Origin of the sequence: Micromonospora sp. WMMD998 (assembly GCF_029581235.1) — a bacterium.
Classification (GTDB): Bacteria; Actinomycetota; Actinomycetes; order Mycobacteriales; family Micromonosporaceae; genus Micromonospora.
On the sequence record NZ_CP120740.1, the window covers coordinates 148624 to 164229 of the forward strand.

The following is a 15606-nucleotide window of genomic DNA, read 5'->3' on the forward strand; positions in this document are numbered from 1 at the left end:
AAGGAAGGGGCCCTTCTTAACAGGGGAGTGTTAAGAAGGGCCCCTTCCTCTACCAGAAGCGTTAAAAGGGGGCCCCGCCTTACATCAGCGGCCCTGGTTGGCCACCGCGGCGGCAGCCGCCTTGGCGGCCTCGGGGTCGAGGTAGGTGCCGCCGAGCACCTGCGGACGCAGGTCGCCGTCCAGGTCGTAGCGCAGCGGGATGCCGGTGGGGATGTTCAGCTTGGCGATCGCCTCGTCGGAGATCTGGTCGAGGTGCTTGACCAACGCGCGCAGCGAGTTGCCGTGCGCGGCCACCAGCACGGTCCGGCCGGCCAGGATGTCCGGCACGATCGAGTCGTACCAGTAGGGCAGCATCCGCTCGACGACGTCCTTGAGGCACTCGGTGCGCGGCATCAGCTCGGTCGGCAGCAGCGCGTACCGAGGGTCGCCGACCTGCGACCACTCGTCGTTGTCGTCGATCGGCGGCGGTGGCGTGTCGTACGACCGGCGCCAGAGCATGAACTGCTCCTCGCCGTACTCGTCCAGGGTCTGCTTCTTGTTCTTGCCCTGGAGGGCGCCGTAGTGGCGCTCGTTGAGCCGCCACGACCGGCGTACCGCGATCCAGTGCCGGTCGGCGGCGTTCAGCGCCAGCTCGGCGGTGCGGATCGCCCGGCGCATCACGCTCGTGTGCACCACGTCCGGCAGCAGGTCGTGCTCGCGGAGCAGCTCGCCGCCACGCCGCGCCTCGGTCTCACCCTTGGCGGTCAGGTCCACGTCGACCCACCCGGTGAAGAGGTTCTTGGCGTTCCAGTCGCTCTCGCCGTGCCGCAGCAGGACCAGCGTCCCGACGGTCGGTCCTTCGCTCGCAGTCATGCGGATCATCCTGCCGTACCGGCCGGGCGGACACGCGGGGACCTGTGGTGACGACCACCACGTGGAAATGCGGATGACCGGCGTTCCGGCGCAGGACTAGGTTGTAAGGCATCCGAGATATATCGGTCATTACCACACGGGGGCACGGGGATGCGGACGGTGCAGGGTTGGTTCCGGGACACGGCGGGCGGGTTACCGCGTTCCTTCTGGTATCTCTGGACCGGCACGCTGATCAACCGGCTCGGCTCGTTCGTCCTGATCTTCCTCGCCATCTACCTGACCCAGCAGCGGCATTTCTCGGCCGCGCAGGCCGGTCTGGTGATCGGGCTGTGGGGCGCCGGCGGCGCGGTCGGCACCACCGTCGGCGGCACCCTGACCGACCGCTGGGGCCGGCGGCCCACGCTGCTCACCGCGCACCTCGGCGCCGCCACCATGATGGTCGCGCTCGGCCTGGCCCGGCCGCTCTGGGCGGTGGCGGCGGGCGCGCTGCTGCTGGGCGTGTTCGCCGAGGCGGCCCGCCCGGCCTTCGGCGCGATGATGATCGACGTGGTGCCGGAGAAGGACCGGCTCCGCGCGTTCTCGCTCAACTACTGGGCGATCAACCTCGGCTTCGCCTGCGCGGCCGTCCTGGCCGGGCTCGCCGCCGAGGCCGGCTACCTGCTGCTCTTCCTGGTGGACGCGACCACCACGCTCGTCACCGCACTGATCATCTTCACCCGGGTGGGCGAGACCCGGACCGCGCCGGCCGGCCCGGTCGGAAAGAGCCTGCCGGCCCCGGCGGGCGCGCTGCGCACCATCCTGCGCGACCGGGTCTTCCTCGGCTTCGTGGCGCTCAACCTGCTCGGCGCGCTCGTCTTCCTCCAGCACATCTCGATGCTGCCGATCGCCATGGCCGACGCCGGGCTCAGCCCCGCCACCTACGGCTCGGTGATCGCGCTCAACGGCGTCCTCATCGTGATCGGGCAGCTCTTCGTGCCCCGGCTCATCTCCGGCCGGAGCCGGTCGCACGTGCTGGCGCTCGCCGCAATCATCATGGGGGTCGGGTTCGGGCTCACCGCGTTCGCCGACACGATCTGGCTCTACGGGCTCACGGTGCTGATCTGGACGCTCGGCGAGATGCTCAACTCGCCCTCCAACGCCACCCTGATCGCGGAGTTGTCGCCGGCCGCGCTGCGCGGTCGCTACCAGGGCGCCTTCTCGCTCTCCTGGCAGCTCGCCGGCGCCAGCGCGCCGATCCTCGGCGGCCTGCTCCGGGAGCAGGCCGGCAACACCGCGCTCTGGCTGGCCTGCGCCGGGGTCGGCGCCGTGGCGGCGGTCGCGCACCTGGTCTCCGGCCCGGCGCGGGAGCGTCGCGCCACCCGGCTCCGCGCCGCCGGGACGGCGGTCGCGCCGGTCACCCTGGCCCGCACCCCGGCGCCCGAGGCGGCCGAGGCCGCGGCCACGTCACCCGCCGCGCCGGTCCAGGTCGGTTCCTGAGTACGCCGCTGGGTACGGTACCTGGGCGTATCGGTAAGGAAACCTTCCTGGAGGACGGGTGCACGGCCTGCGGCGCTTGTGGGACGACACGGCCGGCGGACTGCCCGCCACCTTCTGGTACCTCTGGACCGGGCTGCTGATCAACCGGGCCGGCGCGTTCGCGCTGCTGTTCCTGTCGCTCTACCTCACCTCCGCGCGGGACGCCTCGCCCTCGCTGGCCGGGCTCGTCGTCGGCGCGTACGGCATCGGCGGCGCGGCCGGCACGCTGCTCGGCGGCGTCCTGGCCGACCGGTGGGGCCGCCGGTCCACGCTGCTCGCCGCCCACCTGACCGCGGCCGGGTTGATGGCGGCGCTGGCGTTCAGCCGGCACCTGGCGGTGATCGCCGTACTGGCCACGCTCGTCGGGGTGGCGCACTCGATGCCGGGTCCCGCGTTCGTGGCGGCCATCGTGGACGTGGTGCCGCAGGCGGCCCGGTCCCGGGCGTTCAACCTCCAGTTCTGGGCGTTCAACCTGGGCATGGCGGTGGCGTCGCTGCTGGCCGGCGTGCTCGCCGAGGCGAGCTTCCTGGCGCTGTTCCTGGTCGACGCCGGGGCCACGCTGGCCGCGGCCGTGGTCATCGCGCTCACGGTGCCCGAGACGTTGGCCCGCCAGGCGGTGACCCCGCGGGCCGTGCCGGGCCGGCGGCCCGGGCTGCACACCGCGCTCACCGACCGCACCTTCCTCGCGTTCGTCGGGCTGACCTTCCTGCTGGCCGTGCTGACCATGCAGACGTCGACGATCATGCCGCTGGCGATGCGCGCGGACGGACTGCGCCCCACCGCGTACGGGCTGGTGGTGGCGCTCGGCGGGGCGCTCATCGTGGTCGGGCAGTTGTTCGTGCCCCGGCTGATCGGGGCGTACCGCTCCTCCACCGTGCTGGCCGTCTCCACCGGGCTGATGGCGCTCGGGTTCGGCACGTTGACCGTCGCCGACGGGCTGCCGCTGTATCTCGGCGCGGCGGTGGTCTGGACGGTCGGGCAGATGCTCGCCGCCCCGCCGAACGCCCAGATCAACGCCGACCTGGCCCCGCCCCGGCTGCGGGCCCGCTACCAGTCGGTCTTCTACCTGACGTTCCCGGCGGCGTCCTTCGTGGCGCCCGCGCTCGGCGGGCTCAGCCTGGAGCATCTCGGCGAGCGGCACTGGCTGGTGGTGGGCGGGCTGGGCCTGTGCGCCGCGGCCGGTCACCTGCTCGCCGGTGGCCCTCGGGAACGCCGGATCGCCGCGTTGCGGGCCGCCGTCCGGGAGCCGGAGAAGGTCCGCTGAACAACGGCAGAGCGCCCACCCCGACCCCCGTCGAGATGGGCGCTCTGACCGTACGCCCGGCGGCGGCGGGCGACACTCACCCCCGTAAGCGTCGCCCGCTCGCGCCGCCGGTTTCCACGGGCGGCACCGTCCCCCAACGGTGTGCTCCACCCGATCATCGCGCATCGCTTGCGCGGATCTGATCGATCCGCCGCTCCCCCGAACGAAAACAAGCGCAACGCGGTGCAATAAAGCTAGTTCGCGCAGATTCTGGATTCAACCCGCATCGCTGTCTTACCGGTCACAGCACCGATGTCGGAAATCCGCCCGTCCCTGCTCCCGCCTCCGACCATCGCCAACACGGAGTTCCCGGCAACCATTCCCGTAAACCCTCAGCCGTCCTCGCGATTCGGGTTCTCCGTGCGGAAGAAGTTGCTCTGCCGGCCGTCCCGCATCTGCTCCTGATAGATCAGATTCAGCCGCCGCGAGTCGAATGTCCGGAACCAGTCGTCCCAGGGGATCTCCCGAATCCGGCTGCTCTCCCGGTAGCCCGGAATGTTGAAGGTCAGCACCCCGGGCCGGTCGCCCCGCTCGGTGCCGGCGATGGTGGCCGGCTTCGCCCCCCGGGCCCGGGCCCAACGCTGGATCACCTCGTGATTACGGGTCACCAGACTGCGCCCCGGACGCTCCGGACGATCCGCGAGCGACATGATGAGCTGCGAGGACCCGATCGACCGGCTGGACGCCGGCCCCCGCGTCGGCGCGGCCTGCGCACGAGCCGGCGCCGCCTTCGCCCGCGACGGGGCGGCCTTGGCGCGAGACGGGGCGGCCTTCGCCCGGGACGGCGCGGCCTTGGCCCGGGACGGCGTCGCCTTCGCCCGCGCCGACGCGGCCGTCGCGCGCGCCGGAGCCGCCTTCGCCCGCGACCCGGTGGCCTTCGCCCGGGACGGGGCTGCTGCCTTCGCCCGGGAGGGGGCCGCCTTCGCCCGGGACGGGGTCGCCTTCGCCCGAGCGGGCGCCGCCTTGCGCGTACCCGTCGCCTTGGCCCTGGCCCCGGTCGCCCGGGCGGCCGGGGCGGACTTGGCCGGCGTCGCCGCGCGACGCGAGGCCATGGTGCTCTTCCTCGCCGCGGTGGTCTTCTTCGCGGCCCCTGCCCTGCGGGTGCCCGAGGGCCGGCCGGCCGGGCCGGTGCTCCGCCGGGCCGCGCCGCCACGCCCCTCCGCGCGCATGGTCCGCGCGAGTGTCTTCACCAGCTCCGGCTTGCGCAGCGTGGAGGTCCCGGAGACCCCACGACGGCGGAGCTGGCCCCGGATGTCGTCCACCTTCATCCGGGAGATCTCGGACTCCGACACCATCGGGGTGTTCGGGGTCCGGTTACCGGTTTGCCGCTTGGTGCGGGTCGCAGTCGCGCCGCGACCTGAGCTGTTGCGCTGAGCCATGGGACACGCTCCTCGACAGTCCGTCCTCGGCCCGCGGTGGGTCCCAGTGCTCCGCACCGCGCGGTGCGGCATACCCGTCAGGAGGGCTCCGAACCTCCGGCGGCCGAGCCGGCCGGGGCCGAGGGCTCGAAGAGGTGGGCGAACGCGGCCAGGTTGGCGGTCGACTCGCCCCGCTTGACCCGCCACTCCCACTCCCGGCGGATGGCGGTGCCGAACCCGATCTCCAGCATGCTGTCGAACGACTCGTCGGCGTAGGTGAGCACGGAGCCGAACAGGCGGTCCAGCTCGTCCGCGTCGACGCCGGCCAGGTTGACCCGGCCGGTCAGGTAGACGTCGCCGACCGCGTCGATGGAGAACGAGACGCCGTACATCCGCGCGTTGCGTTGGAGCAGCCAGGCCCACAGCTCCTCGCGGCGCTCGTCGGGCTGGCGCATCACGAACGCCTCGATCCGCAGCGCGTGCTCGCCGACGATCAGGTTGCAGATCGTCTTGAGCTTGTGCGTGCCCGGCAGGGTCACCGCGTACGACGTCTCGCCGGTCGACTCCCACTCCAGCTCGCGCTCCGCGCAGACGGCCTCGATCAGGGCGGCGACCTCACTCGTGCGGCTCATCGCACCCACTCTACGGTCGCCGGGCTGTGGTCGCCGGGCGGCGGCGCGGTCACCAGGAGCAGGCGAGGGCCGGGTCGCCGAGCCGGCCGGCCAGCCGGGCCCGGTGTTCGGTGATCGCCTCCCCGTAGACCGTGAGCAGGCCGGAGACGGTCCGGTCCCAGGAGAAGTCGCGGGCGTGCCGCTCCGCCCCGCGCGCCAGCGCGGCCCGACGCCTCCGCTCGGGCAGCAGGCGGGCCAGGGCGCGCGCCCAGTCGACCGGGTCGTGTCCGTCGATGAGCATCCCGCTGACGCCGTCGCGTACCGCGGTGACCAGGCCGCCCACGGCGGCGGCCAGCACCGGCGTGCCACATGCCTGGGCCTCCAGCGCGACCAACCCGAACGACTCGTTGTGCGACGGTACGGCGACCAGGTCGGCGGCCCGGTAGAGGGCGGGCAGGTCCTCGCCGATCCGCGGCGGCAGGAAACGCACCCGGTCGGCCACGCCGAGCGAGTGGGACAGCTCGATCAGCGCGGTGGGTCGGTCCAGCCCACTGCCACTCGGACCGCCGCAGATCACCACGGTCAGCTCGCGGGCGAGCGCCGGCTCCCGTTCCCGCAGCGCGGCGATGGCGCGGATCAGCACGTCCGGCGCCTTGAGCGGCTGGATCCGGCCGACGAACGCGACCACGTACCCGTCGACCGGCAGGCCGAGACGGCGGCGGGCGGCGCGGGCCGCGGCCTCCCGGTCGCCCGGGGCGGGGCGGAACCGGTCCAGGTCCACGCCCGGCTCCACCACGGCCACCCGACCGGGGTCGGCCGCGTACCGGTCGAGCAGGTCGCGGGCCTCCACCCGGGTGTTGGCGATCAGGCGCTCCGCCTCGGCGACCACCTGCTCCTCGCCGATCACCCGGGCCTTCGGCTCGGGCCGGTCCCCGGCGGCGAGCCGGGCGTTCTTGACCTTGGCGAGGGTGTGCGCGGTGTGCGCCAGCGGGACGCCCCACCGCTCCTTGGCCAGCCAACCGACCTGCCCGGAGAGCCAGTAGTGCGAGTGGATCAGGTCGTAGTGGCCCGGCGGGCGAGCCGCCTCGGCGCGCAGCACGCCGGCGGTGAAGGCGCAGAGCTGGCCTGGCAGTTCCTCCTTGGTCAGCCCCTCCAGCGGCCCGGCGGTGACGTGCCGGACGGTCACCCCGGGGGCCATCTCCACCACCGGGGGCAGGTCGCCGGAGGTGGCCCGGGTGAAGATCTCCACCTCGACGTCGGCCGCGGCCAGCCGGCGGGCGACCTCCAGGATGTAGACGTTCATGCCGCCCGCGTCACCGGTGCCGGGTTGGTGCAGCGGCGAGGTGTGCACCGAGAGGGTGGCGATGCGGCGGGGCCGGGGCCACGGCAGGGCACCACGCTGACGACCGACACCGGTGTGCAACTCCGCCACGTCCGCTCCCTCTGTCACGGTTGATGCCGTCCCGCACGACCGGCGCTTCTCGGTCAACCCGTACGCCGGATGTCATCTTCCCCATCGGGGTTCGGAAATGCCTGACGCGGGTTCCCGGGCGTGACGGACCTCATCACGGCGCGGGGCGGGGCGGCGGGAGAGAATGTCCGGATGACCTCTGTCGCCATCGTCACCGGAGCGTCCAGCGGGATCGGCGCGGCCACCGCCCGCCGGCTGGCCGCCGAGGGTTTCCACGTGCTCGCCGCCGCGCGGCGTACCGACCGGTTGGCCGCGCTGGTCGCGGAGATCGAGGCGGCCGGCGGCGCGGCCACCGCGGTGGCCTGCGACGTGACCTCGGACGGGTCCGTCGCCGACCTGGCCGCCGCGGCGGACGCCGCGCCCGGCCCGGTCACCCTGCTGGTGAACAACGCCGGCGGGGCCCGCGGCCTGGACCCGGTGGAGACCGCCGACGTGGGCGACTGGCAGTGGATGTACGACGTCAACGTGCTCGGCACGCTGCGGGTCACCAAGGCGCTGCTCCCCGCGCTGGAGCGCTCCGGCGCGGGCACCGTGGTGATCGTCGGCTCGACCGCCGGGCACGTCGTCTACGAGGGTGGCGGCGGCTACACGGCGGCCAAGCACGCGCAGACCGCGATCGCCGGCACGCTGCGGCTGGAACTGTCCGGCCGGCCGGTCCGGGTGGTCGAGATCGACCCCGGCATGGTGCGGACCGAGGAGTTCGGCCTGGTCCGCTTCGGCGGTGACGCCGACCGCGCCGAGGCGGTCTACGCCGGGGTGGCCGAGCCGCTGGTCGCCGACGACGTCGCCGACTGCGTCGCCTGGTGCGCCACCCGCCCGCACCATGTCAACGTCGACCAGCTCGTGGTCCGCCCGCTGGCCCAGGCCGCCCAGCACAAGGTGCACCGGAAGTTCTGATGGAACGGCCGCTCGGCGTCGTCACCCGGGGCACGACGAATCCGAACCGGCTCCGGCGGGTGGACAACTGGATCGTCGGGGCCTGCGGCGACGCGCTCCGCGCCGCCGCCGACCCGCTGGTGGTGGACCTGGGCTACGGCGCCACCCCGGTCACCCCGTGGGAACTGCGGGCCCGGCTCGCCGCCCGGGTCCGCGCGGACGTGCGGGTGGTCGGGCTGGAGATCGATCCGGTACGGGTGGCCGCCGCCGAGCCGACCGCCGACCCGCCCGGTCTCACGTTCGCCCGGGGCGGCTTCGAGCTGGCCGGGCTGCGTCCCGCCCTGGTGCGGGCGTTCAACGTGCTGCGCCAGTACGACGAGGGCGAGGTGGCCGACGCCTGGCGCACGGTCACCGACCGGCTGGCGCCCGGCGGGCTGCTGGTCGAGGGGACCTGCGACGAGCTGGGGCGGCTGGGCGCCTGGGTGCTGCTCGACGGCGCCGGCCCGCGCACGCTCACCCTGGCCGCGAAGCTGACCACGCTGGAGAGCCCGGCGTCGTTCGCCGAGCGATTGCCGAAGGCGCTGATCCACCGCAACGTGCCCGGTGAGCGCGTGCACGACCTGCTCGACGCGCTGGAGCACGCCTGGCGCTCCGCCGCCGGCTACGCCCCGTTCGGCCCACGCCAGCGCTGGCTGCGGACCGTGGCAACGGTGAAAGAGTCAGGGTGGCCCGTCCAGGACGGCCCGAGCGCGTGGCGCCACGGCTACGTGACCCTCCCCTGGCCCGCCACAGCCCCCACCTGACCCCACCCCACCCTCCCGAAACCCCGGACGTTCCGTCGATCATGGACTTGTGGTGCCAATAAATGTCGGTTTCGGCCCGATATCAGAGGTGCCACAAGTCCAAGATCAACGCGACCAGTTGGCGTTCCAGGGACGGGGGCGGGGGTCAGATGGTGCAGTTGATCAGGACGGGCTCGGGGTGGAGGGGGACGCCGAAGCGGGCGTGCACGCCGTCGCGGATCTCCCGGGCCAGGGCCACCAGGGCGGCGGTGCTCGCCGCGCCGGACCTGTTGGTGAGCGCCAGCGTGTGCTTGGTCGAGATGGCGACGCCCTCCGGGCCGGCGTAGCCCTTGCCGAAGCCGGCCTTGTCGATCAGCCAGGCCGCGCTGACCTTCACCACGTCGCCGGGGCCCGGCCAGTGCGGCGGCTCGCCCACGTCGACCGCCCGCTCCCGGAGCAGCTCGTATGCCTCGCGGTCCAGCACCGGGTTGGTGAAGAACGAACCCACCGACCGGGTGTCCGGGTCGGCCGGGTCGAGCACCATGCCCTTGCCGGCGCGCAGCCGGCGCACGGTGGCCCGGGCGTCGGCAAGCGGCACCCGGTCGCCCACCTCGACGCCGAGCGCGCGGGCGAGTTCGGCGTAGCGGACCGGGCCGGAGAGCGGCGAGCGGGTGAGTTGGAAGTCGACCGAGAGCACCACCCAGCGGTCGCTGTACTTGAAGACGCTGCCCCGGTAGGCGAATCCGCAGTCCGCCGCCGCGAGCCGGACCACCTCGCGATGCGTGCGGTCGTACGCCTCGACGGCGACGATCGTCTCGGCCACCTCCTGGCCGTACGCGCCGACGTTCTGGATCGGGGTCGCGCCGGCCGAGCCGGGGATGCCGGAGAGGCATTCCAGTCCCGCCCAGCCGCGTTCGACGGTGGCGGCGACCAGGTCGTCCCACGGCTCGCCGGCGGCCACCCGTACGGTGACGGTGTCGGCGTCGGTGGCGACGACCTGGAAGCCCCGGGAGCGGACGAGCACGACGGTGCCGGGGAAGCCCTGGTCGCCGATCACCACGTTGCTGCCACCGGCCAGGAGCAGCACGGCCTCGTCGCGGGCCTCCGCCTCGCGCACCCGGCGGACGATCTCGATGGCGTCGGTGGCGATCTCCAGTCGTCCGGCGGGGCCGCCGAGGCGTAGGGTGGTGTAGCGCGCCAGGGTGCCCGGTCCGGTCGGTCCGGTGGCGGTCGTCGGTTCGGCGTAGACGTCTGACACGCCTTTCACCCTAGGCTGAGGGAGAGCCGCGGCACCCACTGGTGGCCCGGTCACCCCCGGGAGGATGGCGATGAGCAGACTGCACCACACGAAGGACTTCTGGATCGGCGCGTTGCGGACGGAGGGTCCCGCGTTCGCCGCGGCGGTGGCGGAGGCGCCTGCCGAGACACCGGTGCTGTCCTGTCCCGGCTGGACGGTCACCGATCTCGCCCACCACCTGACCCGGGTCTACGTGTGGGCGGGCACGGTGTTGGCGGCCGGCTCGACCAGCCGGCCGGAGCGGCACGAGCCGGAGCCGCCGGCCGGTCTCACCCCGGCCCAGTGGTATGTCCAGGAATACGAGCGCCTGACCGGGATCTTCGACGGGTTGGACCCGGAGGCCCCGGCGTGGAACTTCGCGCCGCAGCCGAAGAAGGCGGGTTTCTGGCCGCGCCGGATGGCGCACGAGACGGCGGTGCACCGCTGGGACGCCCAGCTCGCCATCGGCGCGGGTGACCCGATCGAGTCCAAGCTCGCCGCCGACGGGGTGAGCGAGGTGTTGGACACCTGGCTGCCGGCGGGCCGGCGGCGCGGCTCGGGTCCGTGGCACGGGGTGGTCCAGTTGACCGCGACGGACGCCGCCCAGGAGTGGTATCTGCGCCTGCGCGGCGAGGGGGTCGCGTTGCTGGACACCGCGACGATTCTGGATCACGACGACCACCGGGCCCGGGCGCAGGTGACCGGCACGGCGAGCGACCTGCTGCTGGCGTTGATGGGCCGGATCAGCTTCGACACGCTCGGGGTGGCCGGCGACCGCGGTCTGTTGGACGGCCTGCGCGCGGGCTGACCGCGTCGAATCTGGGCGGAGAGGGGCGATGACCGCCCCTCTCCGCTTTTTTCGGACGCTCTGAGAGCGCTCTCTTGACACGGTCGCGGGCCACCCACCAGGCTGTCGAGAGAGCGCTCTCTTAGTACCGGAACCGCCTTCCACCACCCGTTACGACCCCGAGAGGTCAGGACAGCATGCTCACCTTCACGCGCCGTCGACTGGCGGCGGTGGCCCTGGTCGCCGCCACCGCACTGCTCGGCACCACCGGCTGCGGCGGCGACGACGAGGCCGCCGCCGACGGGCCGGTCACGCTCACCGTCGACGTCTTCGGCCAGTTCGGCTACGCGGATCTCTACCAGGAGTACATGGCCAGCCACCCCGGCGTGAAGATCGTCGAGCGGGGCACCGGCAGCAACCTCGACGAATACTCGCCGAAGCTCACCCAGTGGCTCGCCGCCGGCAAGGGCGCCGGCGACATCGTCGCCATCGAGGAAGGGCTGCTCGTCGAGTACAAGGCCAACCCGCAGAACTTCGTCAACCTGCTCGACCACGGCGCGGCCGACCTGAAGGGCAACTTCCTCGACTGGAAGTGGAACCAGGGGCTCACCGCCGACGGCAAGCAGCTCATCGGCCTCGGCACCGACGTCGGCGGCATGGCCATGTGCTACCGCACGGACCTGTTCGCCTCCGCCGGCCTGCCCACCGACCGGGAGGCCGTGTCGAAGCTCTGGCCCACCTGGTCGGACTACGTCAAGGTCGGCGAGCAGTTCACCGCGAAGAAGACCGGCGCCGCGTTCCTGGACGCCGCGACCAACACGTTCAACACCATCCTGCTCCAGACCGCCGGCAACACCAGCGGCTACAGCTACTACGACACGAGCAACAACCTCGTCGTGGGCAGCAACCCGGCGGTACGGCAGGCGTACGACACCACGATGGACATCATCGACTCCGGCCTCTCCGGGAAGTACGGCTCCTGGTCGGAGGAGTGGGTGTCGGCGTTCAAGCAGTCGAAGTTCGCCACCATCGCCTGCCCGGCCTGGATGACCGGCGTGATCGAGGGCAACGCCGGCCCCGGCGCCAAGGGCAAGTGGGACATCGCCCAGATCCCCGGCGACGGCGGCAACTGGGGTGGTTCCTTCCTCGCCGTTCCGAAGCAGAGCAAGCACCAGGCCGAGGCGATCGAGCTGGCCAAGTTCCTGACCAGCGCCAAGGGCCAGATCGGCGCGTTCAAGGCGAAGGGCCCGCTGCCGTCGTCGCCGCAGGCGCTGGCGGACCCGGCGATCCTCGAGTCGACGAACGCCTACTTCTCCGAGGCCCCGGTCGGCAAGATCTTCGCCGAGGGCGCCAAGAACCTGAAGCCGGTCTACATGGGCCCGAAGAACCAGGCCGTCCGCACCGAGGTGGAGAACGCCGTACGCACCGTGGAGTTGGGCAAGCGCACCCCGGAGCAGGGCTGGACCGACGCCGTGTCGAACGCCGAGAAGGCCGCCGCCAAGTAACCCGAGCAGCGCGTGCGGGCGGCCCCGGCGACGGGTGCCGCCCGCACGGCGGAAAGGAGTTCTCAGGTCATGGCCGTCCAGCTCGACGCCCGCCCGCCGGTCGCACCGGCCCCCCGCGCCCCCCGCGCCGACCGGGCCCTGCGGCTCAGCCGGCTCGACACCAGATACTCGCCCTACCTCTTCGTCGCCCCGTTCTTCCTGCTCTTCGGCGTCTTCGGGGCCTACCCGCTGGCGTACACGTTCTGGGTCTCGCTGCACGACTGGGACCTGCTCGGCGCCGAGCACCCGTTCATCGGGTTCGACAACTACAGCCAGTTGCTGGCCGACCCGGACTTCTGGCACTCCGTGGTCAACACGCTCGGCATCTTCGTCATCTCCACCGTCCCGCAACTGCTGGCCGCGCTCTGGCTGGCCAACCTGCTCAACCGCCAGCTCCGCGCCCGCACCACCTGGCGGATGGCGGTGCTGGTCCCGAACGTCACCTCGACCGCCGCGGTGGCGATCGTGTTCGCGGTGCTGTTCGGCCGCGACTTCGGGATGATCAACTGGGTGCTCGACCACGTCGGGGTGAACGCGATCGACTGGAAGGCCAACAGGTTCGCCGCCTGGGTCGCCATCTCCACCATGGTCGACTGGCGGTGGACCGGCTACAACGCGCTGATCTTCCTGGCCGCCATGCAGGCCATCCCGCGCGACCTGTACGAGTCGGCGGCGATCGACGGCGCCGGCCGGGCCCGGCAGTTCTGGTCCATCACCGTGCCGCTGCTCAAGCCGACGATCGTCTTCGCGGTCATCATCTCCACCATCGGCGGCCTCCAGCTCTTCACCGAGCCGCGGATGTTCAACTCCGGCACCAACGCCATCCGCGGTGGGCCGCTGCGCGAGTCGCAGACGGTGACCATGTACATGTTCGAGAACGCCTTCGCGCCGCACTACAACTTCGGCTACGGCTCGGCCGTCGCCTGGCTGCTCTTCGCGCTGATCGCGGTGGTCGCGGCGATAAACGTCCTGCTCCTGCGCCGGCTCGGCGGCGGCACCCGCAAGGAGGTCTCCCGATGACCCGCCTCTGGTCGGCCAGCCGGCTCACCTACCTGGCGCTGGCGCTCTCGGCCGCGCTGTCGGTCTTCCCGATCTACTGGATGTTCGTGGTCGCCAGCCGCACCAGCGACGCGATGGGCCAGGTCCCGCCGCCGCTCACGCCCGGCGGCAACCTCGGCGCCAACATCGCGCGGCTGTTCGACAACACCGACGCCTACTTCCTCACCGGTCTGATCAACTCGGCGATCGTGGCCACCACCGTGACGATCTCGGTGGTGTTCTTCTCCACGCTGGCCGGGTTCGCCTTCGCCAAGCTGCGCTTCCGCGGGCGCAACGCGCTGCTGCTGACCATCGTCGCCACCATGATGGTCCCCACCCAGCTCGGCGTGATCCCGCTCTACCTGCTGATGACGAAGCTGAACTGGAACGACCGGCTGCCCGCCGTCATCGTGCCGGCGCTCGTCACCGGCTTCGGCGTGTTCATGATGCGCCAGTACGCCGGCCAGGCGGTCAGCACCGAACTGATCGAGGCGGCCCGGATGGACGGGTGCAACACCGCCCGGATCTACTGGAACGTGGTGCTGCCCGCGCTGCGCCCGGCCGCCGCCGTGCTCGGCCTGCTCACGTTCATGACCACCTGGAACGACTTCCTCTGGCCGTACGCGGTGCTCAACGACCCGGAGAACCCGACCGTGCAGTTGTCGCTGCGGGCCCTCTCCGACGGGTACTACCAGGACATGTCGCAGGTGTTCACCGGCACGGCCATCGCCACGCTGCCCCTGCTGCTGGTCTTCGTCCTGTTCGGCCGCCAGATCATCGGCGGGATCATGGAAGGTGCGGTGAAGGCATGAGTGAGCGGCGATTCCCCGAGGGCTTCGTCTGGGGGGCGGCCACCGCCGCGTACCAGATCGAGGGCGCCGCCCGCGAGGACGGTCGCGGCCCGTCGATCTGGGACACCTTCAGCCGTACGCCGGGCGCGGTGTCCCAGGGCCACACCGGCGACGTGGCCTGCGACCACTACCACCGGTACGCGCAGGACGTGGCGCTGATGGCCGAGCTGGGGCTGCGGGCGTACCGGTTCTCGGTGTCCTGGCCCCGGGTCCGGCCGGACGGCGCCGGCCCGGTCGAACCGCGCGGGCTGGACTTCTACGACCGGCTGACCGACGCGCTGCTGGCCCGGGGCATCGACCCGATCGCCACGCTCTACCACTGGGATCTGCCGCAGGCGCTCGAGGACCGGGGCGGCTGGGCCGTCCGGGAGACCGCCGAGCACTTCGCCGAGTACGCCGTCGCCGTGCACCGCCGCCTCGGCGACCGGGTCCACACCTGGACCACGCTCAACGAGCCGTGGTGCTCGGCGTACCTCGGGTACGGCGCCGGGGTGCACGCGCCGGGCCGACGCGACCCGGGGGACGCCTTCCGGGCCGTACACCATCTGTTGCTCGGCCACGGACTGGCCGCGCGGGCGTTGCGCGCGGCCGGCGCGGAGACGCTCGGGATCACGCTCAACCTGGCCGACGTGCAGCCGGCGGACGCCGGCAGCGCGGCGGACGCCGAGGCGGTGCGGCTCGTCGACGGCCTGCACAACCGGATCTTCCTGGACCCGCTGACCGGCGCCGGCTACCCGGCGGACGTGCTGGCGCACGTCAACCGGATCGTGCCGACGGACTTCGTCCGGGACGGCGACGAGAAGATCATCGCTGCGCCGCTGGACCTGCTCGGCCTGAACTACTACTCGCCCACCTACGTGGCCGGGCGGCCGGACGGCGGGGGCAGCGACGCCTACCCGGGCACCGCCGGCGCGGTCGAGTTCCAGCCGGCGACCGGTTCGCTCACCGACATGGGCTGGTCGATCGAGCCGGCCGGGCTGACCCGGCTGCTGGAGCGGGTGGCCGCCGACCACCCCGGGCTGCCGCTGCTGATCACCGAGAACGGCGGCGCGTTCCCGGACGCCACCCGGGACTCCTCGGGCCGGGTGGCCGACGCCGACCGGATCGCCTACCTCGACGGGCACCTGCGCGCCGCGCACGAGGCCATCGCCCGCGGGGTCGACCTGCGCGGCTATCTCGTATGGTCGTTGCTGGACAACTTCGAATGGGCCGAGGGATACCGGAAGCGGTTCGGGATCGTCCACGTCGACTACCTGACCCAGCGGCGCACGCCCAAGCAGAGCGCCCGCTGGTACCAGGAGGTGATCGCCCGGAACGGGCTGTGACGAGGTGGTGGTTACGG

14 protein-coding genes are annotated in these 15606 nt (G+C 72.5%); 9 read left to right on the forward strand and 5 right to left on the reverse strand.

What is annotated here, in order from left to right; all coding sequences use genetic code 11:
• Positions 1-84: 84 nt before the first annotated feature.
• On the reverse strand, positions 85-852 hold the full coding sequence (locus O7619_RS00705) for a phosphoglyceromutase (RefSeq protein WP_282285025.1): 768 nt from the start codon (positions 850-852) through the stop codon (positions 85-87).
• A gap of 150 nt (positions 853-1002) precedes the next feature.
• Here O7619_RS00705 and O7619_RS00710 point away from each other — a divergent pair, with 150 nt between their 5' ends.
• The gene (locus O7619_RS00710; protein WP_348774346.1) at positions 1003-2328 is read left to right on the forward strand and encodes an MFS transporter; all 1326 of its coding nucleotides are present in this window, start codon (positions 1003-1005) and stop codon (positions 2326-2328) included.
• A 58-nt stretch (positions 2329-2386) separates the two neighbouring features.
• On the forward strand, positions 2387-3631 hold the full coding sequence (locus O7619_RS00715; RefSeq protein ID WP_282285027.1) for an MFS transporter: 1245 nt from the start codon (positions 2387-2389) through the stop codon (positions 3629-3631).
• 371 nt (positions 3632-4002) lie between these two features.
• Here the strand turns inward: O7619_RS00715 and O7619_RS30115 are convergent, their stop codons facing one another.
• The 3 genes from O7619_RS30115 to mshA form a co-directional block, all read right to left on the reverse strand.
• Entirely contained in the window at positions 4003-5049 is a 1047-nt protein-coding gene (locus tag O7619_RS30115) for a hypothetical protein (protein ID WP_348774347.1), read from the reverse strand.
• A gap of 77 nt (positions 5050-5126) precedes the next feature.
• Positions 5127-5660 carry a YbjN domain-containing protein gene (locus tag O7619_RS00730; protein ID WP_281586463.1) on the reverse strand — a complete coding sequence of 178 codons (534 nt, stop codon included), beginning with the start codon at positions 5658-5660 and terminating at the stop codon, positions 5127-5129.
• A 49-nt stretch (positions 5661-5709) separates the two neighbouring features.
• Positions 5710-7071, reverse strand: coding sequence for a D-inositol-3-phosphate glycosyltransferase (mshA, locus tag O7619_RS00735; RefSeq protein WP_282285031.1), 1362 nt, complete (start codon positions 7069-7071; stop codon positions 5710-5712).
• 171 nt (positions 7072-7242) lie between these two features.
• Here mshA and O7619_RS00740 point away from each other — a divergent pair, with 171 nt between their 5' ends.
• Complete coding sequence (locus O7619_RS00740; RefSeq protein WP_282285032.1) at positions 7243-8007, forward strand: SDR family oxidoreductase; 765 nt, start codon at positions 7243-7245, stop codon at positions 8005-8007.
• Positions 8007-8789 carry a class I SAM-dependent methyltransferase gene (locus O7619_RS00745; protein WP_282285033.1) on the forward strand — a complete coding sequence of 261 codons (783 nt, stop codon included), beginning with the start codon at positions 8007-8009 and terminating at the stop codon, positions 8787-8789. The genes O7619_RS00740 and O7619_RS00745 overlap by 1 nt, the downstream gene beginning before the upstream one ends.
• A gap of 145 nt (positions 8790-8934) precedes the next feature.
• On the opposite strand, the gene O7619_RS00750 is transcribed toward O7619_RS00745, so the two are convergent.
• Positions 8935-9969, reverse strand: coding sequence for a UDP-N-acetylmuramate dehydrogenase (locus O7619_RS00750; protein ID WP_282289000.1), 1035 nt, complete (start codon positions 9967-9969; stop codon positions 8935-8937).
• A 127-nt stretch (positions 9970-10096) separates the two neighbouring features.
• Here O7619_RS00750 and O7619_RS00755 point away from each other — a divergent pair, with 127 nt between their 5' ends.
• The 5 genes from O7619_RS00755 (at position 10097) to O7619_RS00775 (ending at position 15589) form a co-directional block, all read left to right on the forward strand.
• A complete protein-coding gene (locus O7619_RS00755) occupies positions 10097-10852 on the forward strand; it encodes a maleylpyruvate isomerase family mycothiol-dependent enzyme (protein ID WP_282285034.1) in 756 nt (251 codons plus the stop codon).
• A 176-nt stretch (positions 10853-11028) separates the two neighbouring features.
• A complete protein-coding gene (locus O7619_RS00760) occupies positions 11029-12336 on the forward strand; it encodes an extracellular solute-binding protein (protein WP_282285035.1) in 1308 nt (435 codons plus the stop codon).
• A 69-nt stretch (positions 12337-12405) separates the two neighbouring features.
• Entirely contained in the window at positions 12406-13395 is a 990-nt protein-coding gene (locus tag O7619_RS00765; RefSeq protein WP_282285037.1) for a sugar ABC transporter permease, read from the forward strand.
• A complete protein-coding gene (locus O7619_RS00770) occupies positions 13392-14225 on the forward strand; it encodes a carbohydrate ABC transporter permease (RefSeq protein ID WP_282285038.1) in 834 nt (277 codons plus the stop codon). The genes O7619_RS00765 and O7619_RS00770 overlap by 4 nt, the downstream gene beginning before the upstream one ends.
• A complete protein-coding gene (locus O7619_RS00775; protein WP_282285039.1) occupies positions 14222-15589 on the forward strand; it encodes a GH1 family beta-glucosidase in 1368 nt (455 codons plus the stop codon). Before O7619_RS00770 ends, O7619_RS00775 begins: the two co-directional genes overlap by 4 nt.
• Positions 15590-15606: the final 17 nt, after the last annotated feature.